The sequence below is a fragment of the Brachybacterium sp. SGAir0954 genome, from assembly GCF_005490785.1.
GTDB classification, from domain to species: Bacteria; Actinomycetota; Actinomycetes; order Actinomycetales; family Dermabacteraceae; genus Brachybacterium; species Brachybacterium rhamnosum.
The window spans coordinates 188,723-213,653 of the sequence record NZ_CP027295.1; the positions used below are offsets into that span (position 1 = coordinate 188,723).

Sequence of the window (24,931 nt, forward strand, 5' to 3'; positions counted from 1 at the left end):
GCGCGATGAGCACTGCCCTGACCACCACCTTCACCGCCTCGATCCGCACCGTCTGGGGCAACCGCAAGGCACGGATCGGCCTGATCATCCTCGGGCTGTTCGTCGTGCTCGCGGTGCTCGCCCCGCTCGTCGCGCCCTACGGCCCCGAGGACAACGGCTTCGAGCGCAACCAGGGCGCCTCCGCCGCGCACTGGCTGGGCACCACCGCCGCCGGCGAGGACGTGCTGAGCCAGCTGATCTTCGGCTCCCGCATCTCCCTGCTCGTGGGCTTCGGCGCCGGCGGCATCGCCACCGTGATCTCCGTGCTCGTGGGCCTCAGCTGGGGCTACGTGCGCGGTTGGCTCGGCGACGTCATCAACTTCGTCGTCAACATGTTCCTGGTGATCCCGGGCCTGCCGCTGATGATCGTGGTCGCCACGTACCTCAGCAACGGCGGCATCTCCGTGATCGTCGCGGTCATCGCGATCACCGGCTGGGCCTGGGGCGCGCGCGTGCTGCGCAGCCAGACCCGGACCCTGCGCGGGCGCGACTTCGTGGAGGCCGCGCGGTTCTCCGGCGAGCGCGCGCCGCGGATCGTCTTCCGCGAGATCCTGCCGAACATGACCTCGCTCATCGCGGGCGGGTTCTTCGGCTCGGCGACCGCCGCGATCCTCGCCGAGGCGGGCCTGGAGTACCTGGGTCTCGGCGACTCCACCGTCATCAGCTGGGGGACGATGATCTATTGGGCGCAGAACTCCAACGCGCTCCTCACCGGCCAGTGGGCGCTGCTGTTCGCGCCCGGCCTGTGCATCGCCCTGCTCGCCACCTCGCTGACCCTCATCAACTTCGGCATCGACGGGATCAGCAATCCCCGTCTGAGGGAAGGGAGCACCGGCCGATGAGCACCGCCACGCACCGCACCACCCCGTCCACCCCCGGGGCGGAGGAGCCGCTGCTGCGGGTCCAGGACCTCTCCGTCGTCTACGAGCCGGTCGGGGCTCCCGCCACCCGGGCCGTCCGCGAGGTCTCCTTCGAGGTGGGCCGCGGCGAGTTCGTGGGCCTCGTGGGCGAGTCCGGCTCCGGGAAGTCCACGCTCGGGTTCGCGCTCACCGCGCTCTCGAAGCCTCCTGCCCGCATCGAGTCCGGCAGCATCCTGTTCGGAGACGTCGACATCGCCTCGATGAGCGCGGAGGAGCTGCGCACCCAGCGCCAGGGCGGCTTCGCCATGGTGCTGCAGGCGGGCATGAACACGCTCAGCCCCGTGCGCACGATCCGGAAGCACTTCCACGACATCTTCGCCGCCCACCGGCACGTCGCCCCCGGCGATCGGGACGACCGCGCCGCGGAGCTCGTGGGCCGCGTGTCGCTGGGACCGGAGGTCCTGGACCGCTATCCCTTCGAGCTCTCCGGCGGCATGCGCCAGCGCGTGACGATCGCGCTCGCGCTCTCCCTCGAGCCGCAGCTGATGGTGTTCGACGAGCCCACCACCGCGCTCGACGTCCTCGTCCAGCACGCGGTGATGGACACGATCCGCGAGCTGCAGGCGCAGGAGGGCTTCACGGCCATCCTCATCAGCCATGACCTGGGCGTGGTGCTCGAGTCCGCGCACCGCGTGATGGTGATGCACGACGGCCGGGTCGTCGAGGACGCCCCGAGCGAGGACATCCTGCGCCGCCCGCAGCACGAGTACACCCGCATGCTGCTGAGCCACTTCGCGGATCCGCGTGCGGAGCACGTCGCGCTCCCCGGCCTCGAGGCCCCGGTCGCCGGGACCGCGACGTCGGCCCCGTCGGCCTCCTCCTCCCCCGCCGCAGGCGGTGGGCTCGAGCTGCGGGTCCAGGGCGTCAGCAAGTCCTTCGGCGCACCGCGTCGCGGGGCGCAGCCCGTGCTCGCCGTCGACGACGTCAGCTTCACCCTCGCCGCCGGCGGGGCGACCGCGCTCGTCGGCCAGTCCGGCAGCGGGAAGTCGACGCTCGCGAAGCTCATCACGGGCGTCGAGAAGCCCACCGCCGGCACGATCCACGTCGGCGACGCGGAGGTGGGGAGCCTGCGCCGCAAGGAGCTGCGGGACCTGCGCCGGAGCGTGCAGATGGTCTTCCAGGACCCGTACGCGGCGCTGAACCCGCTCAGCACCGTCGAGTACACGCTCACCCGGGCGCTGACGAACCTCACGGACCTGCGGGGCAACGCCCTGCGGAAGCGTCTGCACGAGCTGCTCGAGACGGTGGGCCTCACCCCCGCCGCGCAGTTCGCCGCGAAGCTGCCCCACCAGCTCTCCGGCGGGCAGCGGCAGCGCGTGGTCATCGCACGGGCGCTCGCCGCGGATCCGCAGGTGATCATCGCCGACGAGCCCGTCTCGATGCTCGACGTGTCCCTGCGCGCCGGGGTGCTGGCCCTGCTGCGCGACCTGCGCGAGCGCACCGGCATGTCCCTGCTCTACATCACGCACGACCTGCTCAGCGCCCGGCTGATCACCGACGACATCCTCGTCCTGCACGATGGCCGCGTCGTCGAGTCCGGCCCCACCGCCGAGGTCATGCGGCATCCGCAGGACGAGTACACGATCCGTCTGCTCGACGCGATCCCCGACCCGGCGCGTGTGCACGGCGCCCGACCCGACCGAGGAGACCTCCCGTGACCACAGCATCCACCGCGACCGCACTGACCTTCCCCGACGGTTTCCTGTGGGGCGCCGCGACCGCCGCCCACCAGATCGAGGGCAACAACGTGAACGCGAACTGGTGGGAGATGGAGCACCGCCCCGACTCCCCGGTCGTCGAGCCGAGCGGCGACGCCGCGGACAGCTACCACCGCTTCGAGGAGGACATCCGGATCCTCGCGGAGCTCGGGCTGAACACCTACCGCTTCAGCTTCGAGTGGGCGCGCATCGAGCCCGAGCGCGGGTTCGTCTCCCGCGCCGAGCTCGCGCACTACCGGCGCATGATCGAGGCGTGCCTCGCGCACGACGTCGAGCCCGTCGTCACGCTCATGCACTTCACGGTGCCGCGCTGGTTCGAGCGGGACGGCTTCTGGCGCGCCGACGACGCCCCCGCGCTCTTCGCCCGCTACACGGAGACCGTGCTGCCGATCCTCGACGGCGTGCGCTACGTGTGCACGATCAACGAGCCCAACATCGCCGCGATGCTCGCGGGCGGCGAGAAGGCGGAGAACCTCGTCGCCCACGGCCTGCCCGCCCCGGACCTGCAGGTCGCCGATCAGCTCCTCGCCGCGCACCGCGCGTCCCGGGCCGTGCTCGCGCGCCGGCCCGAGATCCTCTCCGGCTGGACGGTCGCCACCCAGGCCTTCCACGCGACCGGCGAGCCGGGCAGCGAGGAGATGCTCCAGGAGTACGGCTACCCGCGGGACTTCTGGTACCTCGAGAACGCGCGGGGCGACGACTTCCTCGGCGTCCAGGCGTACACCCGCACCTTCATCGGGCCCGGGGGCCCGCTGCCCGTCGAGGAGGGCGTGGAGACCACGCTGACCGGCTGGGAGTTCTTCCCCGAGGCCGCGGAGCTCGGGCTGCGCAGCGCCTGGGAGCTCAGCGGCCACGTGCCGCTCATGGTCACCGAGAACGGCATCGCCACCGGGGACGACACCCGCCGCCGCGACTACGTCCAGGGCTCCCTCGAGGGCATCCACCGCGCGATCGCCGACGGCATCGACGTGCGCGGCTTCCAGTACTGGTCGCTGCTGGACAACTACGAGTGGGCGAGCGGCTACCGGCCCACCTTCGGGCTCGTCAGCTGGGACCCCGAGACCTTCGAACGGACGGTGAAGCCGAGCGCCCGCTGGTACGGCGGCATCGCCCGCGACAACGCGCTCCCCCTCGAGGGCGGAGGCGGCCCCACAGCCCGCTGATCCCCTGATTGCTACAGTGCGAGCGTGATCAAGACCCCGGTGAGCCGCCGCCGCGGCCTGCCCTGGGCCGTCCCCGTCCTCGCCTGCCTGGTCGTCATCGCGCTCGCGCTGGTGTTCGCGGTCGTCCGCACCAACCCGCCGGAGCGATCGCAGCCCCTGCAGATCTCCACCTCCGAGTGGCTGCCCTACATCTCCCCGGACCTCCCCGACTCCGGTCCGGTCGCCCAGCTCCTCACCGAGGTGTTCGGCCGCGCCGGGTACACGCCCGAGTTCGTCTACAGCAACTGGCCGACCGCCGAGAAGGAGGTCACCAGCGGTGCGACGATCGGCATGGCCCCCGTCGTCGTCTCCGAATCCCGGGCCTCGTTCGCCCTGTACAGCGACCCGCTCCTGGAGTTCCGCTACACCTTGATCGGGAAGAAGGGGGAGGCCCTGGACTCGCTGTCGCATCGCAGCGACCTGACAGGGGTGAAGGTCGCGCGCATCGCGGGCTACCAGTACTGGGAACAGCTCGAGGACTCCGGCGCCACGTTCACCGACTACCCCTCCTCCCTCGCGGCGTTCACGGCCCTCAAGGACGGCGAGGTCGACGTCGTCGCCGAGGGATCCGTCGCCGGCCAGGCAGTGCTCGAGAGCGCCGAGTTCGCCGACGACGCCTCGCTCTACGGCGAGGTGCAGCCCGCCAGCGACCTCACCTCCTCGACCCAGGGCCTGCACCTCCTGATGAAGGACACGCCAGAGGGCCGCGAGACCCAGCAGGAGTTCAACGCCGCTCTGGCCGAGCTGCGCGGGACAGCCGACTACGAGGAGCTCGTGGCCTCCCTCGAGGACACCTCGCAGCAGGTGATCCTCACCGGCGCGAGCGGCGGCGCCGTGGACCTGTTCGACGACAAGGGTGCGGCCGTCGGCTCCACTCCCTCCGGGACCACCGGCTCCGTGCTCGGCTGGCCCGAAGGATCCCCGGACCGGGAGACGCTCGTCGAGGTCAAGATCCTCGATGGCCCGTACCGGGGGCGCCTGCTCTCCGCTCGCCTCGACGACATGGAGATCGACCATGCATGAGTTCCGCTGGATGGCTCCGATCCGGGTGGGCTTCACCTCGTCCCCGGGCATCCTGGATCGCGAGCCCGCCCGCTATCGCACGTTCTGGGATCGCGTCGCCGATCGCGCCTCGGATCGCCCGTGGAGCTTCCCCCGGGCATCCTCGACGGACGACCTTGCACGCATCGGGTGGTCGAAGGCAGCGGCCGACGTCCTCCACCGCCCGCTCGAGGTCGTCACCGGGACGCTCACCGCGGCCGACGTCCCCGCCTTCCCCGACCTCGAGGTCGCCGAGCTGGGCTGGACGCTCTACGACCACGGCGTGCTGCTCGTCGAGGGACGGCTCGAGGTGGCGGCCACCGCGACGGCCGAGCACTGGGACGATGCCGAGCACTGGGAACAGGCCGTCCAGGACGCCGGCCGCGACCTCACCCGTCTCTGCGCCGAGCTGGAGTACGCGGCGCTCGAGAGCATCCTCGCCGCGGTCCCGGATCATGCCGACCTCCTCATGCTCGAGCAGGTCCCGGTCGGTGAGCCGCTGTGGGTCACCCGATCACTCGCCCTGGACCCGGCGGATCCGAGCAGCCACGATCTCGCCCGTCGCTGGGTCTCGGAGATCGATAGCTTCCACCGCGAGGCGATCGAGGAGGTGATCAGCGGGGAGCGCCCGCTGCTCGCCCGCTGGCTCAACCACGTCTACCGGCCCGATCGCGGAGCAGAGGTCGAGCTCAGCTGGAACGCGCTGAAGAAGGCACAGTTCTGCTGGTCGGCGATGCACTGGATCGACCAGACCCTGCGCGAGATCCTCGCGTGGTCCATGGCGGACCACAAGGACATCTCCGTGGGGAGCCTCCGGACGGCGCTGCAGGCCGCGATGAATCAGGCGCAGGAGCAGCTGATGCTCATGACGGACATCCGCCAGCAGGTCAGCCGCCAGACCCATGCGGAGATGCAGCGCTTCCTCGGCGGCTGGGACTACACGGAGCTCCTGGAGACCCCGGTGCGCGAGAAGGTCGACATCTGCCAGCAGCGGCTCGAGGTGCTCGCGGAGGAGCGTGCCGCCCGCTCCTCGATCTTCACCGACATCATCCTCATGAGCATCGGCGTGACCTCGGTGCTGGCCACCGCCATCGCCCTCGTGCAGTTCGGCCGTGACGCCGGCCAGGATCCGTCCCAGTCGGTGTTCGACCTCGGCAGCGGATCGATCACCTCCTGGGTGTCCTCGCAGTCGATGGACGCGATCCTCATCGTGAGTCTTCTGCTCTCGATCGTGCTCGTCGTGGTGTTCATCTGGAAGCGACGGCAGAGCATCTCGTGATCGGTCGCGAGGGCCCGCCATGGGACCGCTGACCCGACTGCTGGGCGTCCGCGTCCTCCTCGACGTCCAGTTCTGGTTCCCCACCTGGATGATCTTCCTGCTGGACCAGGGGTTCTCGCCGCTCGAGGCGGCCGCCGTGGACGCGGTGTTCAACGCGGTCGTCGTCCTCGCCGAGATCCCCCTGGGTCGCGTGGTCGACGCCATCGGCCGCAAACGCGCACTCATCGCGACGTGCGCGCTGACCTCCGTGGTCTTCGCCGGGATCGGTCTGGCGCCCAGCTTCTGGGTCATGTTCGCGATCTGGGCGCTGTGGGGCGTCCTCTGGGCGCTCGCCTCCGGGGTGGACACGACCTACGCGTGGGAGCTCGCCGATCAGCTCCCCGGCCGCTTCTCCCCCGCGCGCTACCTGGGACGGACGCGGCTGGCGGGCGGCATCGCGGGGGTGATCTCCCTGGTCACGGCCGGACTGCTGCTGGAGATCTGGGCCCCGCTGCCGTATCTCGTCACGGCAGGGCTGGCGCTGATCGCGCTCCCCCTCGCGCTGTCGATCCCCGATGTGTCCCGGAGCGCGCAGCACCACCTCCACGTCACCGCTCAGTCCCTCCGTGACGCGCTCCGGCATCCCGCGGTGAGGTCCGGCATCCTGCTCGCGGCGATCATCCTGACGGCCGGGGTCTCGATCCGCATCGTGTTCCAGCCCGTCGGCCTCGGCCTGGGTTTCAGCGCCTTCGGGATCAGCATCGCCTATGGCGCCATCGCCCTCTCGGCCGCGGCCGGGGGGTGGCTGGGGAGCCGCATCGCCGCGGCCCATCGCGGCCGATGGGTCGTGCTCTCCGTGGCGCTGATGGCGGGCAGCTACCTGCTGACCGCTCTCACCATCCACCTCGACTCCGGGTGGGCGACGATGCTCGTCGCGATCCCGGCGGGCACAGCGGCCTTCGGCATGGGCAAGACGATCACGGACATCTGGATCATCGAGTCCGTGGGCCCGCGCTGGCGGGCGACCGTGCTCTCGATCGCCTCCGCCGCGAACGGCCTCATGATGGTCGGGCTGCGCCCCGTCCTGCTGCTCACGGCGGATTCCGCCGGGGATTCCCTCGCCTTCCTGCTCTGGGCGGCGGTGAGCGTGGGCCTCTGCCTGCTGTGCATCCCCCTCGTGCGCGCCGGCGCCCGCGCCGCCTGACGCGAGGCCGCGTCACCGCCGCACGGCCCCCGGCAGCCACCGCGACCCGAGCGCCGCGAGCCACGCCGCGGCGATCCCGATCACCGCGGCGAGCACGAGCTCGACGCCCCACAGCACGGGGCTCGGGATGCCGTGGTACACGACCATCCACTGCGCGGGGAGGATCAGCAGGAAGCCCAGCACGAGCACGTACGTCACGGGGCTGCGGCCCCGCACGATCAGCCAGCCCAGCAGCCCCACGGCCGGGCCGAGGATCGAGAGGTCCAGCATCCGCGGGAAGGGCTGCGGCAGGTCCAGGTCGCCCCGGAGGTACGAGATCACGAGGACCGTCCCGAGCAGGACGGGCACGACGACCACCAGCACGGCGAGCGCCGCCCGCCACAGGGCGGTGGGCGCGAGCGCGAGACCGCCCGCGAGCACGAGCAGGCCGATCCCGAGCTGGACGATGCCCTGGAGCTTCAGCAGCGGGTCGTCGAAGCCGACGAACCCCACCGGGGACCACTGCGTGAGCAGGTAGGAGCCGATCACGGTCGCGACGAGGGCCATGCCGTAGCGGGCTCCGTCCCTCCGCTCGTGGCGGTCCGGCGTGGCGACAGGCGCGCCGAACTGCGGCCCGGGGAAGCCCGGAGGGGCGCCGGGCACGGCGGGCCGGGGCGCGGGGAGGCCGGGCTGGGGCTGGGTCATCGTCACTCCTGGTGGTCCCGCGGGGGCAGGCGCCCACTGTAGGCGGAGCGGTCGCCGATCACCGCCGATCCGGCAGGCCCGTCGGCCCGTCGGCCTGTCGGTCTATCGCGATCCGACTGGCCCCTCGCGATCCGACGGGCCCGTCGGACCTGCGGCCGGACCGCACCGCCGGCGTCCTCGCTCCTGGGGTACGGTGCTCGCCGATCCCTCGGGTGCCCGTCGCAACGGGCTGAGATCGGACTGTCGCGGTCCGAGTACCGACCGAACCTGCCCGGGTCATGCCGGCGAAGGAAGAAGGAGAGCGACTGCATGTCCGCACGCCCTGAGAACTACCCCACCCACACCCTCGACCACCTCGAGGATCCCGAGCACGGCATCCGCGTGCCCGTCACCCGGATCACCCAGGACCCCGCCCCGAGCGGCGCGGAGAACCCGCCCGTGACCGTCTACCGCACCGCGGGCCCCGGCTGCGCGCCGGAGGAGGGCCTCGCGCCGCTGCGCGAGGACTGGATCCGCGGCCGCGGCGACGTGGAGGCCTACACGGGTCGCAGCCGGAGCCTCGAGGACGACGGCCGCAGCGCCGTGCGCCGCGGGGAGGCGAGCGCGGAGTGGCGGGGCGCGCGGAGGGAGCCGCTGCGCGGCCTCGAGGGCCGACGGGTCACGCAGATGCACTACGCCCGCCGCGGGGAGATCACCGCGGAGATGCGGTACGTGGCGCTGCGCGAGGGCTGCGACGTGGAGCTCGTGCGCAGCGAGCTCGCCGCGGGCCGCGCGATCATCCCCGCGAACGTGAACCATCCCGAGGCGGAGCCGATGATCATCGGCCGCGCGTTCCTCGTGAAGGTCAACGCGAACATCGGCAACTCGGCGGTGACCTCGTCGATCGCGGAGGAGGTCGCGAAGCTCGAGTGGGCGACCCGCTGGGGCGCGGACACCGTCATGGACCTCTCCACCGGGGAGGACATCCACACCACCCGCGAGTGGATCCTGCGCAACTCCCCCGTGCCGATCGGCACGGTCCCCATCTACCAGGCGCTCGAGAAGGTGAACGGGGATGCGAACGCCCTGACCTGGGAGATCTTCCGGGACACCGTGATCGAGCAGTGCGAGCAGGGCGTGGACTACATGACGATCCACGCCGGGGTGCTGCTGCGCTACGTGCCGCTGACGGCGAATCGGGTCACGGGGATCGTCTCGCGCGGTGGCTCCATCCTGGCCGGCTGGTGCCTGGCCCGGCACCGGGAGAACTTCCTCTACGAGCACTTCGACGAGCTGTGCGCGATCTTCGCCCGCTACGACGTCTCCTTCTCGCTGGGCGACGGGCTGCGCCCCGGCTCCCTCGCCGATGCGAACGACGCCGCCCAGTTCGCGGAGCTCGACACGCTCGCGGAGCTCACCGCCCGCGCCTGGGAGCACGACGTGCAGGTCATGGTCGAGGGACCCGGGCACGTGCCGCTGCACCTCGTGCGGGAGAACGTGGAGCGCCAGCAGGAGCTGTGCCACGGCGCGCCGTTCTACACGCTGGGCCCGCTCGTCACGGACATCGCCCCCGCGTACGACCACATCACCTCCGCGATCGGCGCCACCGAGATCGCCCGGTACGGCACGGCGATGCTCTGCTACGTGACGCCCAAGGAGCACCTGGGCCTCCCCGACCGCGACGACGTGAAGACCGGCGTGATCACGTACAAGATCGCCGCCCACGCGGCGGACGTCGCCAAGGGCCACCCCGGCGCCCGGGACCGCGACGACGCGCTCTCCAGGGCCCGATTCGAGTTCCGCTGGCGGGACCAGTTCGGCCTGTCCCTGGACCCGCAGCTCGCCGAGCAGTACCACGACGAGACGCTCCCGGCAGAGCCCGCGAAGACGGCGCACTTCTGCTCGATGTGCGGACCGAAGTTCTGCTCGATGCGGATCTCGCAGGACATCCGCGACACCTACGGTGACGCCGGCGCCCAGGAGCGGATCGCGCTCGAGGGCATGGAGGCGAAGTCCCGGGAGTTCCGCGAGCAGGGCGGCACGGTGTACCTGCCCTCCCCATCGGTGCCCGCCCGCCCGTAGGATCCAGGGGTCCTCACCGGTGCCAGCGTCGGCAGCGATGCCCTGAACCACCCCGCGCTGGAGTCCCCGTTGAGCACCTCGACCCCCACCCTGCCGCCTGCGGCCCCCGCTCCCCTGCCCCCAGGCCGGCTGCGGCTGGTCATCCTCGCGATGGCGCTCGGCGCCTTCGCGATCGGCACCACCGAGTTCGCGTCGATGGGCCTGCTGCCGCAGATCGCGCGCTCGCTCGAGGTGAGCGTGCCGCAGGCGGGCATGCTCATCACGCTCTACGCGCTGGGCGTGGTGATCGGGGCGCCGCTCGTGACGATCGCCGCGGTGCGGGTGCCGCGGGCGAGGCTGCTGGTGGTGCTCATCGCGCTGATCGGCCTCGGGAACCTGGCCTCGGCGATCGCCCCGAGCTTCACCGTGCTCGCCCTCGCCCGCTTCGTGGCGGGGCTGCCGCACGGCGCGTTCTTCGGGGTCTCGGCGCTCGTCGCCTCGCGCCTGTCCCCGCCGGGGCGGCGCGCCCGCTCGGTGTCCCTCGTGATGCTGGGCCTGACGATCGCGACGATGCTCGGCGTGCCGGCGTCGACGGCGCTCGGGCAGTCGGTGGGCTGGCGCTCGGCGTACGTGATCGTGGTGGTGCTCGCGGCGGCGTCGACCCTCGCGATCTGGCGCCTGGTGCCGGAGCCGGAGGGCTCCACGGGCACCGGCTCGATCCGCGGGGAGCTGGGAGCGCTGCGCCGCGGCCAGGTGTGGTTCGGGCTCGGGATCGGCGCGATCGGTTTCGGCGGCATGTTCGCGGTGTACAGCTACGTGGGCGAGATCGTGCCGGGTGTGATGGGCCTCGGCGAGCGCGCCGTGCCGATCGCGCTGTTCGTGTTCGGCGTGGGCATGACGGTGGGCAATGTGATCGCGGGCCGGCTCGCGGATCGCAGCATCTACGGGACGATCCTCCTGGGCCTCGTGGGCATGGCGATCACGCTCGCAATCTTCGCCCTGGTCGCCCAGCACGCGATCGCGGGGATGGCTCTGCTGTTCGCGATCGCGGTGACCTCGCAGCTCATGGGCCCGTCGCTGCAGCTGTTCCTGCTCGACGCCTCCCCGGACGCCCCCTCGCTCGCCGCGGCCCTGCACCACTCCGCGCTGAACATCGGCAACTCGCTCGGGGCGGCGCTCGGCGCGGCGGTGCTCGCGGCGGGCTGGGGCCTGCTCGCCCCGGCGTGGACCGGCGTGGTCCTCGCGGTGCTGGGCCTCGGGATCGCGGGCGCGTCGCTGTGGGTGCACCGCCGCTCCGTCGCGGCGACCGTGGCTGAGGACGCCCCGGTGCCGATGGCCTGCTGAGTCAGTCCCGCGGGGGTGCCGCCCGATATCTCGGGACAGGCTCGACAGGAGACCTCGCTCACCGCACAGGACGAGCCCCATGAGCACCACCCCGCTGTCCCGTCGCGCCCTTGTGCGCGGCGCCGCCTGGACCCTCCCCACCGCCCTCGCCGCCACGGCCGCACCCGCCGTCGCGGCGAGCGCCGCCTGCCCCTCGACCGCCGCGATCGATGCGCTGTTCGCGGCCCGCCAGCAGGAGGTCTCCGCGTACGACGGCTGCGCCGGCACCACGCGCCCCACCTTCACGATCTGGTACGACGGCCCCGGCGGCGTGAACGGCTACCTCCAGAACGCGAACATCAACGTGCGCAACCAGAACCTCTGCGCGATCGACACGACCGCCTACCCGCTCGCCTTCAGCGTCGACATCGTCAACCTCTCCGGCCCGGACCGGAACCCCGGCGGGGCGACCACGCTCCAGCGCAGCATCACCGCGACCAACAGCGACGGCTACCTCAGCCCGCTCAGCCGGCCCGGCGTGCGCACCTCGGGCGTGAAGACGGAGAGCACCTGGGAGGCCGTGGGGTCGGAGACCGTCGCGGGCGCCTCCCGGACCGTCCACTCGGCCCGCTGGAACGTGGTGAGCGCGTGCTCGGTGAACGCCGGTGAGGACATCGACCTGCAGATCTCGTGGGCGGACGGCCGCACCTCCTCCGGGCGCCTCACGGACGCGGTGCGGCTCGTGCCGCTCGGCATGGCCGCCCCGCAGTGGGGGGGAGGTCACCGGCGCCTCCTCGGCCGAGTGCGCGAGCGCCTACGCGCACGACGCCGCGAAAGTGCAGCAGTGGTACGCGAACGGCGACGGGTGCAGCCCGAACATCCGCTGGGAGGTCGCGCCCTCCGTCACCACGACCCGGTTCTCGACGACCTCCGGGTACATCCGCACGCCGATCTCCTGCGGCACGGGCCTCTGGTCGAGCGAGGCGAAGGTCTTCACCCCCACGCACGACGGGATCTACTGACGCTCCCGCTCATCCCAGCGCCGCGGCCTGCAGCCGCTCGGCGGCACGCCGGTGGGCGGTGAGGACCTCCGCGAGGGCGGGGGCGACGGGCTCCCCGTCCCGCACGAGCACCCGTCCCGCGACGAGTGTGTGCCAGGCACGGGCGGGGCCCGTGCGCAGCCACCCCTCGACCGGATCGGTGAGCGCCCCGGCGAGCGCGACCGGGTGCGTCTCCCACACGACGAGGTCCGCGCAGGCCCCGGGCCTCAGGTGGCCGATCTCGTCCTCCCAGCCCAGGCAGGCGGCGCTGCCGCGGGTCGCGAGGTCCAGCGCGTCGCGGGCCCGCATCGAGGCCGGGCCGTTGCGCAGCCGCCCCAGCAGCAGCGCGTTGCGGGTCTCCATCCACATCGAGGCGCTGTCCGTGGAGGCGGAGCCGTCGCAGCCGAGCCCCACCGTCAGCCCGAGCTCCCGCCAGCGCAGCGCGTCCATGGTGCCGTGGCCGATCATCATGTTCGAGCTCGGGCACTGGGTGGCGCCCACCCCGGCACGGCCCAGGCGGGCGACCTCCTCCTCGGAGGGGTAGATGAAGTGAGCGAGCCAGGTGCGCTCCCCCGCCCAGCCCACCCGCTCGAGGTACTCGACCGGGCGGCAGCCGTAGACCTCGGCGCAGTAGTCGTCCTCGTCGTGGTCCTCCGCGAGGTGGGTGTGCAGGCGCACGCCGGTGCGCTCGGAGAGCTCCGCGGAGGAGACCATGATCCGCTCGGAGACGGAGAACGGGGAGCAGGGGGCGAGGGCGACGCGCGTCATGGCGCCGGGTGCGGGGTCGTGGTGCGCGGCGATCGCGGCCTCGGCGTCCGCCATGATCGTGTCGTGGTCCTGGACGACGGAGGCCGGGGGCAGACCGCCGTCCTCGACGGAGCGTGTCATGGAGCCGCGGGTCGCGACGAAGCGGAAGCCGAGCGTGCGTGCCGCCCGCACCTGCGCGTCGAGGAAGCCGGGGCGGGGGTGGACGTACAGGTGGTCGGAGCTCGTGGTGCAGCCGCCCATGAGCAGCTCGACGATCGCGACGTAGGTGGAGACCTCGACGTCGTCCACGTCCAGCTGCGCCCACACCGGGTACAGCGCGGTGAGCCAGTCGAAGAGGCTTCCGTTGATCGCGGGCGCGTAGGCGCGCGTGAGGTTCTGGTACATGTGGTGGTGCGTGTTGATCAGCCCTGGCGTGACGAGCCGGCCGCCGGCGTCGATGCGCGCGGCGGCGGCCGGCAGCGGGTCCGCGGGTCCGCCCACCGCCGCGACCCGGCCGTCCCGCAGGGCGATCCAGCCGCCGGGGATCTCGAGATCGCGGTCGACGACGAGGTGCGCGCCGTGCACGAGGGTGTCGCAGGGGGCGGGGACGGGGGTCGGGCTCATGATGATCCTCCTGGGACGGGGTGGTGGAGTCGCCGGGACGGCGCGCGCGATGCGCGCGGCACACGGGCCGACGACTCAGCGCAGGTGACCGCCGGGCCCCTCGAGCGGGTGCCGGGCCTCTCGCGGCGCGACGGGCGGGGCGGAGAGCTCCGCGGTGATCTCGCGGGCGAGCAGCAGGGTCATGTCGTGGCGCCAGGCGGGATGGCCGTGCACGTCGTCGTGGAACAGCCCCGGCGGGACCGCGGCCTCGACGAGCGCCCCGACCTGCTCCCCGCTCGCGCCGAGCGGCACCGTGAGCTGCACGGGACGCACGGTCGCGGCGGTGACCGTGAGCCGCAGGGACCCGTCCCCGAGGTCGCGGCCGATCAGCAGCACGCCCGAGCGGCCCAGGTTCGACAGCGACAGCCGCCGGAACGCGATGCGGGAGGCGAGCGACGCGGCCGGGACGTGGAAGGAGCGGATCAGCTCGCCGGGAGCGAGCGCGGTGCGGCCGTCCCCCACCACGAGCGCGGCGACGGGCAGCGTGCGCCGGGCGCCGCCGCGGCCCCACAGCGTCGCCGTCGCGTCGAGCCCCGTCAGCAGCGAGGTCATGGGCCCCGCCGGGAGCGCGGTCGCCACGTTCCCGCCGACGGTGGACGTGTTCCAGATCTTGAAGGAGGCGACGAAGGCGTCGCAGCAGGGGCGGATCAGCGCCGTCGCGGGCCAGCGCCCCGCGGAGGGGAAGCCGGGTCGCCGCGGCTGGTGCGCGGTGCCGGGCCGCAGCAGCGCGTAGGGCGCCTCGCTCCCCGGCAGCGCGTACAGCTCGGCGATCGTGCAGGTCGCGGCGATCTCGAGGCCGTCCTCCCGCACCGTCCAGGGCTCCCATCCGGACCGGCTCAGGTCCAGGAGCCGGCGGAGGGTCGAGCTGCCGTAGGAGAACAGGACGGTGCCGCCCGCGAGCCAGGCGTCGCCGTCGGTGAACTCGTCCGGGTCCGTGGTCGCGAGGACCTGCTCGACGGTGCCGAGGTCCATCGCGCTCAGGCCGCCGTGCCCATGCGGCGCAGCACGAGCCGCTCGAGGGCGGAGACGATCCCGTACAGCAGCAGCGACGCGAGGGTCACGACCACCACGGACGCCCACACGGACTCGTAGCGGGCGCGGGAGACGTCGGAGACGATCTGGTAGCCGATGCCCTGGCCCGTCGCGAGCCACTCCGCGAGCAGGGCTCCGGTCAGGGCTCCGGGGATCGAGATCCGCAGCGCCGTGAAGAAGGCCGGCAGCGACGCGGGCAGCGCCACCTTCCGGAAGGCCGCGAGGCGGCTGCCGCCGAACACGCCCACCACGTCGAGCATCGCCGGGGAGGCGGAGCGCAGACCCAGCACGAGCGTGACCAGCGCCGGGAAGAGCACCACGATCCCGCCCATGGCGCCCACGGTCGCGGTCCCGCGGCCGAACACCAGGATGAGGATCGGCGCCATCGCGACCAGCGGCACCGAGCGCAGCAGCATGGCCAGCGGCATGAGCGCGTCCTCGACCCCGCGCACGAGGGTGAACAGGGCGGCGACGACGAGCGCCACGGCGAGGCCGCACACGAAGCCGAGAGCGGCGTCGGCGAGGGTGTGCTGGAGGTTGCCGAGAGCGGCGGCGCGGTGCTCGGCGGCGTCCTCGTCGAGCGCGAGGTACGCCCACACGTCCAGCGGTCCCTTGCCGATGAAGCTCGAGACGTCCAGCACGCGCAGACCGGCCGCCCAGACGGCGACGACGACGGCGAGCGAGACGAGGACCCCGAGCGTGGAGCGGGAGACGTCCTTGAGGGCCTGGACGGTCATGACCGTCCTCCTTCCGTGCCGGTGGACCAGGGGGTGACGACGCGCGCCACGAGCGCGAGCAGGGCGAAGGCGGCGCCGGCGAGGAGACCGCAGACGATCGCCACGCCCCACACCCGCTCGATCTCGAGGGACTGCTGGGCGTTGACCATCGCCGGGCCGAGGCCCCGGTCCACGCCGCCCACGTACTCGCCGAGCACCGCTCCCAGCAGCGCGCCGGGCGCCGCGATCCGCAGCGAGGTGAGCACGCCGGGCAGCGCGGCGACGATCTGCACCTTCCGCAGCTGGGTGAGGCGGGTGCCGCCGTAGACGGTGACGACGTCGAGGGCGGAGCGGTCCGCCGCCCGCAGGCCCATGATCGAGCCGACGAGGGTCGTGAAGAAGACCGAGAGCCCCGCGAGCACCACGGCGGTCCCCGAGGGGGCGCCGCTCTCCGGCGGGCCCAGCACGATGAAGACGATCGGGCCGATCGCGACGAGCGGCAGGCAGTAGCTGACGACGCCCAGCTGGGTGATGACCCGCTCGAGGGCGGGCACCACCATGACGAGCCCGGCGAGCAGCAGCGCGAGCGCATTCCCGCCGAGGTAGCCGAGTCCGGCCTCGGCGAGGGTGACCGAGGCGTTGCGGGCGTAGTAGACCGGTCCGTCGGCGACGAGCTGGGCGAGGATCGCCCCGGGCGTGGGGATCGCGCCGCCTCCGGCCGCACCCACCCCGGAGAGCAGGGTCGCCGCGAGGATCCACCACACGGCGAGGGTCGCGAGGACGCCGATCGCGCCGATCGCCCAGCGCGGCAGGGGCCGGCGGTCGGCGGTGCGTCCCGCGCGGCGGGAGCGGCGGCCCTCCGCGGGGCCGGCGGGCGACGCGGGCGGGGCCGGCGTCGCGGGGGTCGTGGTCGTCATGGGGTCCGTGTCCTTCCGTCGTCCGTCATCCGTCGGGCCGGCGCTCAGGCGGCCGCGGGGGCGCCGAAGAGGACCTCGGAGGCGTGGTCGCACAGGGCGTGGAACTCCGGGGTGCGCATCATCTCCGGGGTGCGCGGCCGCGGCAGGTCCACGTCGAAGACCTCGACGATGCGCCCGGGCCGGGCGCTCATCACGGCGACCTGGTCGGAGAGGAACACGGCCTCGGAGATGCCGTGGGTGACCATGAGGGTGGTCGCCGGCTTCTCCGTCCAGATCCGCAGCAGCTCGAGGTTCAGGCGCTGCCGGGTCATGTCGTCGAGGGCGCCGAACGGCTCGTCCAGCAGCAGCACCTCGGGCCGGACGACGAGCGCCCGCGCGATCGAGACCCGCTGGCGCATGCCGCCGGAGAGCTGACCGGGCTTCGCGCGCTCGAAGCCGCGCAGGCCCACGAGGTCGATGAGGTCGTCGATGTAGGGCTCGTTCTCGAGCTTCCCCGCGACCTCGAGGGCGAGGCGGATGTTCGCGCGGACGCTGCGCCAGGGCAGCAGCGCGGAGTCCTGGAAGGCGATCCCGAGGCGGGCGCTCGCCCGCAGCTGCTCGGGGCTCAGGCCGTCGACCATGGCGGTGCCGGCCGTCGGCGTCTCGAGCCCCGCGAGGATCCGCAGGATCGTGGACTTCCCGCAGCCCGAGGGGCCCAGCAGGGAGAGGAAGGAGCCGCGCTCGGTCGCGAGGTCGGTGTCCTGGAAGGCGGTGACCGCGCGGCGGCCGGAGCCGTAGGTCTTGCTCAGCCCGGAGAGGTCGATGCCGGTCGCGCCGGGGCGGGGCGCGGTCGTGCCGGCGGTGGGACGGGGGTCGATCGGCGTGCTCATGGTGGGCCTTCCGGGGAGTGCGGTGTCAGGCGGACGCGAGATCGGGCTGCGCCTCGAAGACGTCCTGCAGGAGGGTGGGGTCGAAGAAGGTGGAGGCGTCGACCTCGTGCCCGGCGAGCGCGAGCAGCTCGACGTTCTTCTGCGCGAGCTCGTCGGAGATCGTGAGCAGGCCGGAGGCGGCGGTCTCGTCGCTGACGACGAGCTCGTTCTGCGCCCTCGCCTGTCGCGTCTCCTTCTCCGGGTCCAGGCCCTGGTCCTTGCCGTAGACCTCGTAGGCGAGGCGGGCGGACTCCTCGGGGTCGGCGAGGGCGTCCTTCCAGCCGCGGACCTCCGCGGTGAGGAAGGCGAGGAGCTCCGCGCGGTGCTCCTCGATGTTCTCCCGGGTCGTCACGAACGCCCCGGAGACGAAGGGCAGGCCGTTCTCGGCGAAGGGGAGGTTCACGACGTCGATCCCGGCGAGGGCCACGGTGACGGCCTCGTTGGTGAGGGTGCCGATCTGGCCGTCGACCTCGCCGTTCATGAGGGGCTGCGGGTCGAACTGCACGGTGACCTTCTCGACGTCGGCCGGGTCGATGCCGTGCACCTGCAGGAGCGAGGAGAAGAGCACCTCGTTGGTGCCGGTCGCGACGCCGATCCGCTTCCCCACGAGATCCGCCGGGGAGGAGATCGGGTTCTGCGCGGTGGAGTAGATGGTGAAGGGGTTGCGCTGGAACTTCGCGCCGATGAGCACGAGCGGCGCCTCCTCCTCCGCGACCATGGAGCCCGCGGCGAGCGGCGTCGTCATGCCGACGAGGGCGGAGTCGGAGAGCACCATCGCCTCGGAGGAGGTGCCGCTGGGGCCGCCGGGCACGAGCGTGACGTCGGAGAAGCCGGCCTCGACGTAGTAGCCGCGGGAGTCCGCGAAGTACTCGCCGGCGAACTCGGTGGTGCGGATCCAGTTCTGGTTGACCGTGAGGGCGCCGAGGTCCTCGCCGGCGGCCGCGGCGGTCCCGCGGGAGCAGCCGGCGAGGGCGAGCGCGGAGGCGGCGACGGACCCGGCCAGGAGGGTGCGACGCCCCGTGAGGAGTCGGCCCGTGGCGCGGCCGGCGGCAGCGTGGGTCGGGGTGCTGAGCGGGAGCATCGGGGCCCTTTCGTCGAGGGGGCCGGGCGGCCGACGGGGCGGTCGGGGCGACCGCCGTCGAGGAGCGTCGTCCGGCGCGGCCCACGCTATGGAACGGCTGTTTCGCCAGGGGTGCGCTCCTGTTTCCGCCGCGTAAACCCCTGCCGGGGCCCCGACGCGGGAAACATCCCGGACATCTCCCGTCCCTAGCCTGGTCGCGCCCGGGAGGCTCCCCCGGGGACGTGTCGAGAACGCCGGGAGGCAGAGCCGTGGAACGACAGGATCATCAGGACCCGCAGCGCCGGACCGCGCGCGCCGCCTCCTTCGGCGTGCAGATCCCCGACTGGGTCGAGGAGGAGGTCGCCGCGCTCGGTGCGGCGCCCGCCGGCGACGGACCGGAGGCGCGGGTGACGCTCATGCGCCTGCTGAACCGCCTCGCCTCGCGGAACATGCACGAGGGCGGCGGCGGGCCGTTCTCCGCGCTCGTGCGGGACCCCGCGAGCGGGGAGATCGTCGCCGCCGGGGTGAACCGGGTGCTCGACTCGGGGCTCTCCTCGATGCACGCCGAGGTCACGACCCTGTCCCTCGCGCAGGAGCGGCGGGGCGGCTGGGACCTGGGGGCGGAGGGCTCCCCCGCGCTCGAGCTGTGGGTCAACTGGCGCCCGTGCGTCATGTGCTACGGCGCGACGATGTGGTCCGGCGTGCGGCGCCTGGTGATCGCGGGCGAGGGCCCGGAGGTCGAGGAGCTCACGGGCTTCGACGAGGGCCCCATGCCCGAGGACTGGGCGGGCCGCTTCCGCGAGCGCGGCATCGGGGTCGAGGTGGACGTGCTGCGCGACGAGGCGATCGCGGTGTTCCGCGAGTACCGCGCCCTCGTCTCCCGCGGCGGCGCCACGGTCTACAACGCCCGCGGCACCGGCCTCAACGCGGGCTGAGCACCCCCGCCTCGCGCATGGCGAGGTAGAGGCGGTCGCGGCCCAGCGGCAGCGTGGTCATGCGCACGCCGATCGCGTCCCGCACCGCGTTGGCGAGGGCGGGCGCGACGGCCGTGTACGGGCTCTCGCTCATGGACTTCGCGCCGAGCGGTCCCAGGCGGTCGCTCGTGCTCGCGAAGAGCACCTCGGTGGGCGGGACGTCCGCGAGGGTGGGCACGTGGTACTGCCGCAGGATGTCGGTGCGCACACGGCCGGCGTCGTCGACGACGACCTCCTCGTACAGCGCCGCCCCGAGCGCCTGCGCGGCCCCGCCCTGCACCTGGCCGCGGCACTGCAGGGGGTTGACGACGAAGCCGGCGTCCGCCGCCTGCACGCTGCGCAGGATCCGCAGCTCGCCGGTGGCCCGGTGCACCGCGACGCGCACGCCGTGCACGTTGAAGGCGACCGAGCGGGGCGAGCCGTCCCAGTGCGCCTCCGCCTCGAGCGTGCGGCCCGCGGCGCCCGCGGAGGCGGCGAGCTCCGCCCAGGTGACGAACCGGCCGCTCGGTCGATGGCGCAGCCCCGCGGTCTCCCCCGCCCAGTCGCCCGTCGCGGGGTCCGGGCCCGCCGCGCCGCCCTCCACGGGCTCCGGGCCCGCGGTCCCGCCCGTCGCGCCCTCGCCGGCGAGCACGGCGTCCGCCTCGGCGGCGAGCACGCGCAGCAGGGCCTGCGCCGCGTGCAGCGTCGCCTTCCCCGCCACGACCGTGCCGGCGGAGCCGTAGGCGCCGGTGTCGTGGCCGACGAGAGCCGTGTCCGACTGCCGGATCCGGATCCGCTCCGGCGCGCAGCCGAGCGCGGCGGCCGCGAGCTGCACGTGCACCGTCGTGGTGCCGTTGCCGAACTCGGCCGTGCCCACGCGCACCTCGAGGGTGCCGTCGCGGTCGAGCAGGACCCGGCTGTGGGAGAAGTGCCCGCGCGGGGGCACCGTGTCCAGCATCGACAGCGCCACCCCGGTGCCGCAGGCCCACTCCGGGCCCGGCCCGTCCGCGCCCCCGTCGGCCGTGCCGGCTCTGTCGACAGGAGAGGCGAGCGCCTCCTCGACGAGGTCCAGGCACTGGTCCAGGCCGTAGCTGCCGTACTCGACGTCCGCCGCGGGGACCGGGGAGGTCGAGATCATCGGGTCCCCCTCACGGATCACGTTGAGGCGCCGGAACGCGATCGGGTCGAGGTCCAGGGCGCGGGCGAGCTCGTCCATCGCGGACTCCACCGCGAAGGCCGTCTGGCTGAGGCCGTAGCCGCGGAACGCGCCCGAGGGCACCGTGTTCGTGTAGACCACCTCGGCGTCCACCGCCTTCGCGGGGCAGCGGTAGACGGCCAGGCACTCCCCCGTGCCGTGGTACATCGTGCCGGGGCCGTGGTTGCCGTAGGCGCCCGTGTCCGAGAGCAGGCTCAGGTGCAGGGCCGTGAGGCGGCCGTCGGCGTCCGCGCCGGCCCGCACCCGGATCCGCATGGGGTGGCGCACCGAGGTCGAGGTGAACTGCTCGCTGCGCGTGTGCTCGAGCTGCACGGGACGTCCCGTGCGCAGGGTCGCGAGGGCGACGAGGTCCTCGGTGAACACCTCCTGCTTGCCGCCGAACCCGCCGCCCACGCGCGGGGCGATCACCCGCACCCGCTCCTCGGGCAGGTCCAGCAGCCGCTGCAGGGTGCGCTTGGCGAGATAGGGCACCTGGGTGCTGCTGCGCACCACGAGCGTGCCGTCCTCGTCGAGGGAGGCGATCGCGGCGTGCGTCTCGAGGCTCACGTGCTGGACCCGCTGGGTGCGGTACACGCGGTCGGTGACGACGGCGGCGCGGGCGAGGCCCTCCTCGAGGTCGCCCACCCGCGAGTGCAGCTCCGCGACGAGGTTCGTGGCGGGGTCGGCGATGCCGGAGCCCTCCCCCTTCTCCCCGTGGAGGGCGGGGCCGGTGCGGGCCAGCTCCGGGTCGGTCACCGCGGGCAGCGGCGCGTAGTCCACGACGAGGGCGCGCACGCCCGCCTCCGCGGCGGCGACCGAGTCCGCGAGCACCGCGGCGACGCGCTGCCCGACGAAGCGGACGGTGTCGTCGAGGATCCGCGTGTCCAGGGGATCGTCGGCGAGGTGCTCGTGCTGCCCGGTCGAGAAGAGGGTGCGCGGCGCATCCTCGTGGGTGAGCACCGTGTGCACCCCGGGCACGGCGAGCGCGGCGGTGGTGTCGATCGAGCGGATCCGGGCGTGGGCGTGCGGGGAGCGCAGGAGCTTCATGTGCAGCAGCCCGGGGAGGGAGCCGGGTTCGACGTCGAGCGTGTAGGGCTCGGTGCCGGTGACGACCCGGCGGGCGGCGGGGGCGCCCAGGCTGCCGCCGGCCGCGGCGCCCTCCTCGACCCGGGTGACGCCCGCGAGGGCCTCGCGGATCGAGCCGTAGCCCGTGCAGCGGCAGAGGTTGCCCTTGAGCGAGCGGGGGAGGTCCGCCCGGTCGCCCTCGGTGAGCGCGGCGGCGGTCATGATCATGCCGGAGGTGCAGAACCCGCACTGGAAGCCCTGCGCACAGCGGAACGCCGTCTGCACCGGGTGCTCGACGGGCGCCTCGGTCCCGGACGTCGCCCGATCATCGGCGGCGGTCGCCGCGAGGCCGTTGATCGTCGTGACCTCGCGGCCCGCGGCGCGCACGGCGGGGACGACGCAGCTGTGCACGGGGCGGCCGTCCAGGTGCACGGTGCACGCGCCGCAGTCCCCGCCGTCACAGCCCTTCTTCACCCCGAGCCGGCCCAGGTCCCGCAGGTAGGTGCGCAGGCACTGCCCGGGGCGGGGCGGGGTCGGGGCGGGTGCGCCGTCCACGACGGCCGGGTCGGGGACGACGGGGTGGCTGGTCATGCGGGGATCCTCCCGTGGAGCGGGCCGGTCGTGGAGCGGAGGGGCTGCGGGGCGGCGCGGCCGCCGCGCACGGCGACCACCTCCGCCATGACGGAGAGCGCGAACTCCGCGGGGGTCGAGCCGCCGAGGTCGAGGCCGATCGGCGAGTGCAGGCGGTCGAGGTCGGCGGGGGTCGTGCCCCGCTCGGCGAGGCGTCGCATCCGCTCCGCGTGGGTGCGGCGGGAGCCCATGGCGCCCACGTAGGCGAGGGGCAGCGTGAGGGCGAGCGCGAGCAGCGGGTCGTCGACCTTCGGGTCGTGGCCGAGGCTGCAGACCACGCTCCGGTGGTCCAGGCGGCCGGCGGCGTGCTCCGCGGCGAGGTAGCGGTGGGGCCACTGCACCTCGATGCGGTGCGCGGCGGGGAAGCGCTCGGGGGTGAGGAAGGTGGCGCGGGGGTCGCAGACGGTCGTGTCGTAGCCCAGCAGCCGCCCCTGCTCGACGAGCGCCGCGGCGTGGTCGGTGGTGCCCGCGACGACCAGCCGCGGGGCGGGACGGTGCACGGAGAGGAACAGCTCGGGCAGCCCCGTCGCGCAGAGCTCGTCGCCCCCGAGCAGACCGGTGCGTCCGGCGGCGACGCCCTCGGCGACCCGGGCGGCGAGCCGGCGCAGGGGAATCCCGTCGGCCCCGGACGCTCCCCCGCTCCCCGTGCCCGGCTCCTCCGCGAGCAGCGCGGCGAGCGGGGCGCGCCAGGCGACGGGATCGTCCGCGGCGGGCAGCGGGAGGGCCGCCCTCCGCCCGCGGGCGTCGGTGCGCCACAGCACGGCCGCGGGAGCCTCGTCGAGCAGGGCGGCGAGCCCCGCGGCCTCGGCCCGGTCGCGGACGGGCTGGACGAGCACCTCGATGCTGCCGCCGCACATGAGGCCCACCTCCCAGGCGGTGTGGTCGGAGTAGCCGTAGCGGCGGCGGTGCGGCCGTCCCTCCGCGATCACCTCGAGCGCCGTCCCGACGACGTCCGCCTCGACGCAGCCCCCGGAGAGGGAGCCGCGCACGATCCCGCCCTCGGCGACGAGCATCGAGGTGCCCACGGGGCGCGGGGCGGAGCCCTCGGCGGCGATCAGGGTCGCGAGCGCGAAGGGGCGGCCGGCGGCGAGCCACTCCTCCCCCGCGGCGGCGAGGCCAGGTCCGGGGCTCATGCCGGGGCCCCGCCCCGCCCGGTGAGGAAGCGCCCCTGCGGGACGGCGACCCGCCCGCCCTGCGCGATCACGGCGCCGCGCAGGATCGTGGTCGTGACCTCGCCGTGCAGGGCCATGCCGTCGTAGGCGGAGATCGGGTTGCGGTGGGCGAGCTCGGCGGCGCGCAGCGTGCGCGCGCGGCGCGGGTCGTGGAGCACGAGGTCGGCGTCAGCGCCCTCGGCGATCCGGCCCTTCGCGGGCAGGCCCACGAGGTCCGCGGTGGCGGTCGCCATCCAGCGGCTCACCTGCGCGATGCCCACCCCCCGCTCCTGCGCGTGCGCGGCGACCGCGGTGAAGCCGGCCTGCAGGCCGGAGATCCCTCCCCAGGCCTGTTGGAGGTCCGGGGCGCCGCGGCGCTTCTCCTCCGCGGTGGAGGGCGAGTGGTCGGTGACGACCGTGTCGATGAGGCCCTCCTGCAGACCCTGCCAGAGGGCGTCGCGGTTGCCGCTGTCGCGGATCGGCGGGCAGCACTTGTACTCCGGGGCGGCGTCCGGGATGGTCGCCGCGTCGAAGCACAGGTAGTGCGGGCAGGTCTCCACCGTGAGCGGCAGGCCCTCCGTGCGGGCGGAGGCGATGAGGTCCAGCGCGCGGGCGCTCGAGAGGTGCAGCAGGTGCGTGCGGGCGCCCGTCTCCCGGATCGCCTCGATCAGACCGGCGATCGCGGTGACCTCCGCGGCGTCGGGACGGGAGGCCACGAAGTCGGCGTAGGAGGCGGAGGGGACGGCGGGGGCCTGCGCGATCGTGCGGGCGTCCTCCGCGTGCACGATGACCAGCCCGTCGAAGCGGGCGACCTCACGCATGGCCTCCCGCAGCTGCCGCGCGTCCACGGGCGGGAACTCGTCCACGCCTGAGGGCAGCAGGAAGCACTTGAAGCCCCGCACCCCGGCGTCCCACAGGCCCTCGAGAGCGCCGGTGTTCCCGGGGACGATGCCTCCCCAGAAGCCCAGGTCCACGCGCAGCGCGTCCCGGGCAGCGGCCTGCTTCACGCGCAGCGCGGGCAGGTCCACCGTGGGCGGGACGCTGTTCAGCGGCATGTCCACGAGGGTGGTCACACCGCCGAGGGCCGCGGCGGTCGTGGCGGTCGCGAAGCCCTCCCACTCGGTGCGGCCGGGCTCGTTGATGTGCACGTGGGTGTCGACGTTCCCGGGGAGCACCCGGACCCCGTCGGGGACGCGCAGCTCCTCGCCGGGCGGGGCCGACGGGCCGACGGCCCCGCCGGTCGCGACGGTCGCGTCGGCGCCGTCGAGACGCTCGATGCGGCGGATCCGCCCGCCGTCGAGGTGCAGCACGGCGGGGACGAGCTCCCCCTCGAGCAGCACCTCCGCCGCGCGGACCGTGCGGATCGTGCGCGGGAGGGCCGGGGGCGCCGCGGGGCCCGGGAGCGCGCGGTCGGGCATCGCCGGG

At 73.7% G+C, this 24,931-nt stretch carries 20 protein-coding genes and 1 riboswitch; of the genes, 10 read left to right on the forward strand and 10 right to left on the reverse strand.

All coding sequences use genetic code 11. The features are described 5' to 3' along the window. The first annotated feature begins 5 nt into the window (after positions 1-5). The 6 genes from C1N80_RS00785 to C1N80_RS00810 are packed head-to-tail and all read left to right on the forward strand — an operon-like array spanning position 6 to position 7,382. Complete coding sequence (locus tag C1N80_RS00785; protein ID WP_240811182.1) at positions 6-881, forward strand: ABC transporter permease; 876 nt, start codon at positions 6-8, stop codon at positions 879-881. After that, the gene (locus tag C1N80_RS00790; protein ID WP_137769019.1) at positions 878-2,617 is read left to right on the forward strand and encodes an ABC transporter ATP-binding protein; all 1,740 of its coding nucleotides are present in this window, start codon (positions 878-880) and stop codon (positions 2,615-2,617) included. Before C1N80_RS00785 ends, C1N80_RS00790 begins: the two co-directional genes overlap by 4 nt. Then, positions 2,614-3,840: a glycoside hydrolase family 1 protein gene (locus C1N80_RS00795; protein ID WP_137769020.1), complete on the forward strand. Its 1,227-nt coding sequence runs from the start codon at positions 2,614-2,616 to the stop codon at positions 3,838-3,840. The genes C1N80_RS00790 and C1N80_RS00795 overlap by 4 nt, the downstream gene beginning before the upstream one ends. Positions 3,841-3,864: 24 nt before the next feature. Then, the gene (locus C1N80_RS00800; RefSeq protein ID WP_137769021.1) at positions 3,865-4,902 is read left to right on the forward strand and encodes an ABC transporter substrate-binding protein; all 1,038 of its coding nucleotides are present in this window, start codon (positions 3,865-3,867) and stop codon (positions 4,900-4,902) included. Then, positions 4,895-6,199, forward strand: a complete 1,305-nt coding sequence (locus C1N80_RS00805) for a hypothetical protein (RefSeq protein ID WP_137769022.1) — start codon at positions 4,895-4,897, stop codon at positions 6,197-6,199. The genes C1N80_RS00800 and C1N80_RS00805 overlap by 8 nt, the downstream gene beginning before the upstream one ends. A gap of 19 nt (positions 6,200-6,218) precedes the next feature. Continuing rightward, positions 6,219-7,382, forward strand: a complete 1,164-nt coding sequence (locus C1N80_RS00810; RefSeq protein WP_137769023.1) for an MFS transporter — start codon at positions 6,219-6,221, stop codon at positions 7,380-7,382. A gap of 12 nt (positions 7,383-7,394) precedes the next feature. Here the strand turns inward: C1N80_RS00810 and C1N80_RS00815 are convergent, their stop codons facing one another. Then, positions 7,395-8,066, reverse strand: a complete 672-nt coding sequence (locus C1N80_RS00815; RefSeq protein WP_137769024.1) for a hypothetical protein — start codon at positions 8,064-8,066, stop codon at positions 7,395-7,397. Positions 8,067-8,264: 198 nt separating this feature from the next. Next, a riboswitch (TPP riboswitch) is annotated at positions 8,265-8,378 on the forward strand. Between C1N80_RS00815 and thiC the strand changes: the two genes are divergently transcribed. From thiC to C1N80_RS00830, 3 genes are all read left to right on the forward strand, one after another. Next, positions 8,376-10,127: a phosphomethylpyrimidine synthase ThiC gene (gene thiC, locus C1N80_RS00820; RefSeq protein ID WP_137769025.1), complete on the forward strand. Its 1,752-nt coding sequence runs from the start codon at positions 8,376-8,378 to the stop codon at positions 10,125-10,127. (Overlaps the previous riboswitch by 3 nt.) A gap of 69 nt (positions 10,128-10,196) precedes the next feature. Further along, entirely contained in the window at positions 10,197-11,450 is a 1,254-nt protein-coding gene (locus C1N80_RS00825) for an MFS transporter (protein ID WP_240811183.1), read from the forward strand. 79 nt (positions 11,451-11,529) lie between these two features. Beyond that, positions 11,530-12,513: a hypothetical protein gene (locus C1N80_RS00830; protein ID WP_137769026.1), complete on the forward strand. Its 984-nt coding sequence runs from the start codon at positions 11,530-11,532 to the stop codon at positions 12,511-12,513. On the opposite strand, the gene C1N80_RS00835 is transcribed toward C1N80_RS00830, so the two are convergent. From C1N80_RS00835 to C1N80_RS00860, 6 genes are all read right to left on the reverse strand, one after another. Next, entirely contained in the window at positions 12,461-13,840 is a 1,380-nt protein-coding gene (locus tag C1N80_RS00835) for an 8-oxoguanine deaminase (RefSeq protein ID WP_137769027.1), read from the reverse strand. The genes C1N80_RS00830 and C1N80_RS00835 overlap by 53 nt on opposite strands. Before the next feature lie 75 nt (positions 13,841-13,915). After that, on the reverse strand, positions 13,916-14,851 hold the full coding sequence (locus C1N80_RS00840) for an FAD binding domain-containing protein (protein ID WP_137769028.1): 936 nt from the start codon (positions 14,849-14,851) through the stop codon (positions 13,916-13,918). A 5-nt stretch (positions 14,852-14,856) separates the two neighbouring features. Next, positions 14,857-15,648, reverse strand: coding sequence for an ABC transporter permease (locus tag C1N80_RS00845; RefSeq protein WP_137769029.1), 792 nt, complete (start codon positions 15,646-15,648; stop codon positions 14,857-14,859). Continuing rightward, positions 15,645-16,544, reverse strand: coding sequence for an ABC transporter permease (locus C1N80_RS00850; protein ID WP_137769030.1), 900 nt, complete (start codon positions 16,542-16,544; stop codon positions 15,645-15,647). The genes C1N80_RS00845 and C1N80_RS00850 overlap by 4 nt, the downstream gene beginning before the upstream one ends. Before the next feature lie 44 nt (positions 16,545-16,588). Next, positions 16,589-17,413: an ABC transporter ATP-binding protein gene (locus tag C1N80_RS00855; protein ID WP_137769031.1), complete on the reverse strand. Its 825-nt coding sequence runs from the start codon at positions 17,411-17,413 to the stop codon at positions 16,589-16,591. A 25-nt stretch (positions 17,414-17,438) separates the two neighbouring features. After that, on the reverse strand, positions 17,439-18,533 hold the full coding sequence (locus C1N80_RS00860) for an ABC transporter substrate-binding protein (RefSeq protein ID WP_137769032.1): 1,095 nt from the start codon (positions 18,531-18,533) through the stop codon (positions 17,439-17,441). Between the two features lie 248 nt (positions 18,534-18,781). Between C1N80_RS00860 and C1N80_RS00865 the strand changes: the two genes are divergently transcribed. Continuing rightward, positions 18,782-19,447 (forward strand): nucleoside deaminase, encoded by a 666-nt coding sequence (locus C1N80_RS00865; protein WP_137769033.1) that lies wholly within the window; start codon positions 18,782-18,784, stop codon positions 19,445-19,447. Here C1N80_RS00865 and C1N80_RS00870 read toward each other — a convergent pair. The 3 genes from C1N80_RS00870 to allB are packed head-to-tail and all read right to left on the reverse strand — an operon-like array spanning position 19,434 to position 24,924. Then, positions 19,434-22,316 carry a molybdopterin cofactor-binding domain-containing protein gene (locus C1N80_RS00870; protein WP_137769034.1) on the reverse strand — a complete coding sequence of 961 codons (2,883 nt, stop codon included), beginning with the start codon at positions 22,314-22,316 and terminating at the stop codon, positions 19,434-19,436. The two genes, C1N80_RS00865 and C1N80_RS00870, sit on opposite strands and share 14 nt — an antisense overlap. After that, positions 22,313-23,488, reverse strand: a complete 1,176-nt coding sequence (locus tag C1N80_RS00875) for an XdhC family protein (RefSeq protein ID WP_137769035.1) — start codon at positions 23,486-23,488, stop codon at positions 22,313-22,315. The genes C1N80_RS00870 and C1N80_RS00875 overlap by 4 nt, the downstream gene beginning before the upstream one ends. Next, positions 23,485-24,924 carry an allantoinase AllB gene (allB, locus tag C1N80_RS00880; RefSeq protein WP_137769036.1) on the reverse strand — a complete coding sequence of 480 codons (1,440 nt, stop codon included), beginning with the start codon at positions 24,922-24,924 and terminating at the stop codon, positions 23,485-23,487. Before allB ends, C1N80_RS00875 begins: the two co-directional genes overlap by 4 nt. Positions 24,925-24,931: the final 7 nt, after the last annotated feature.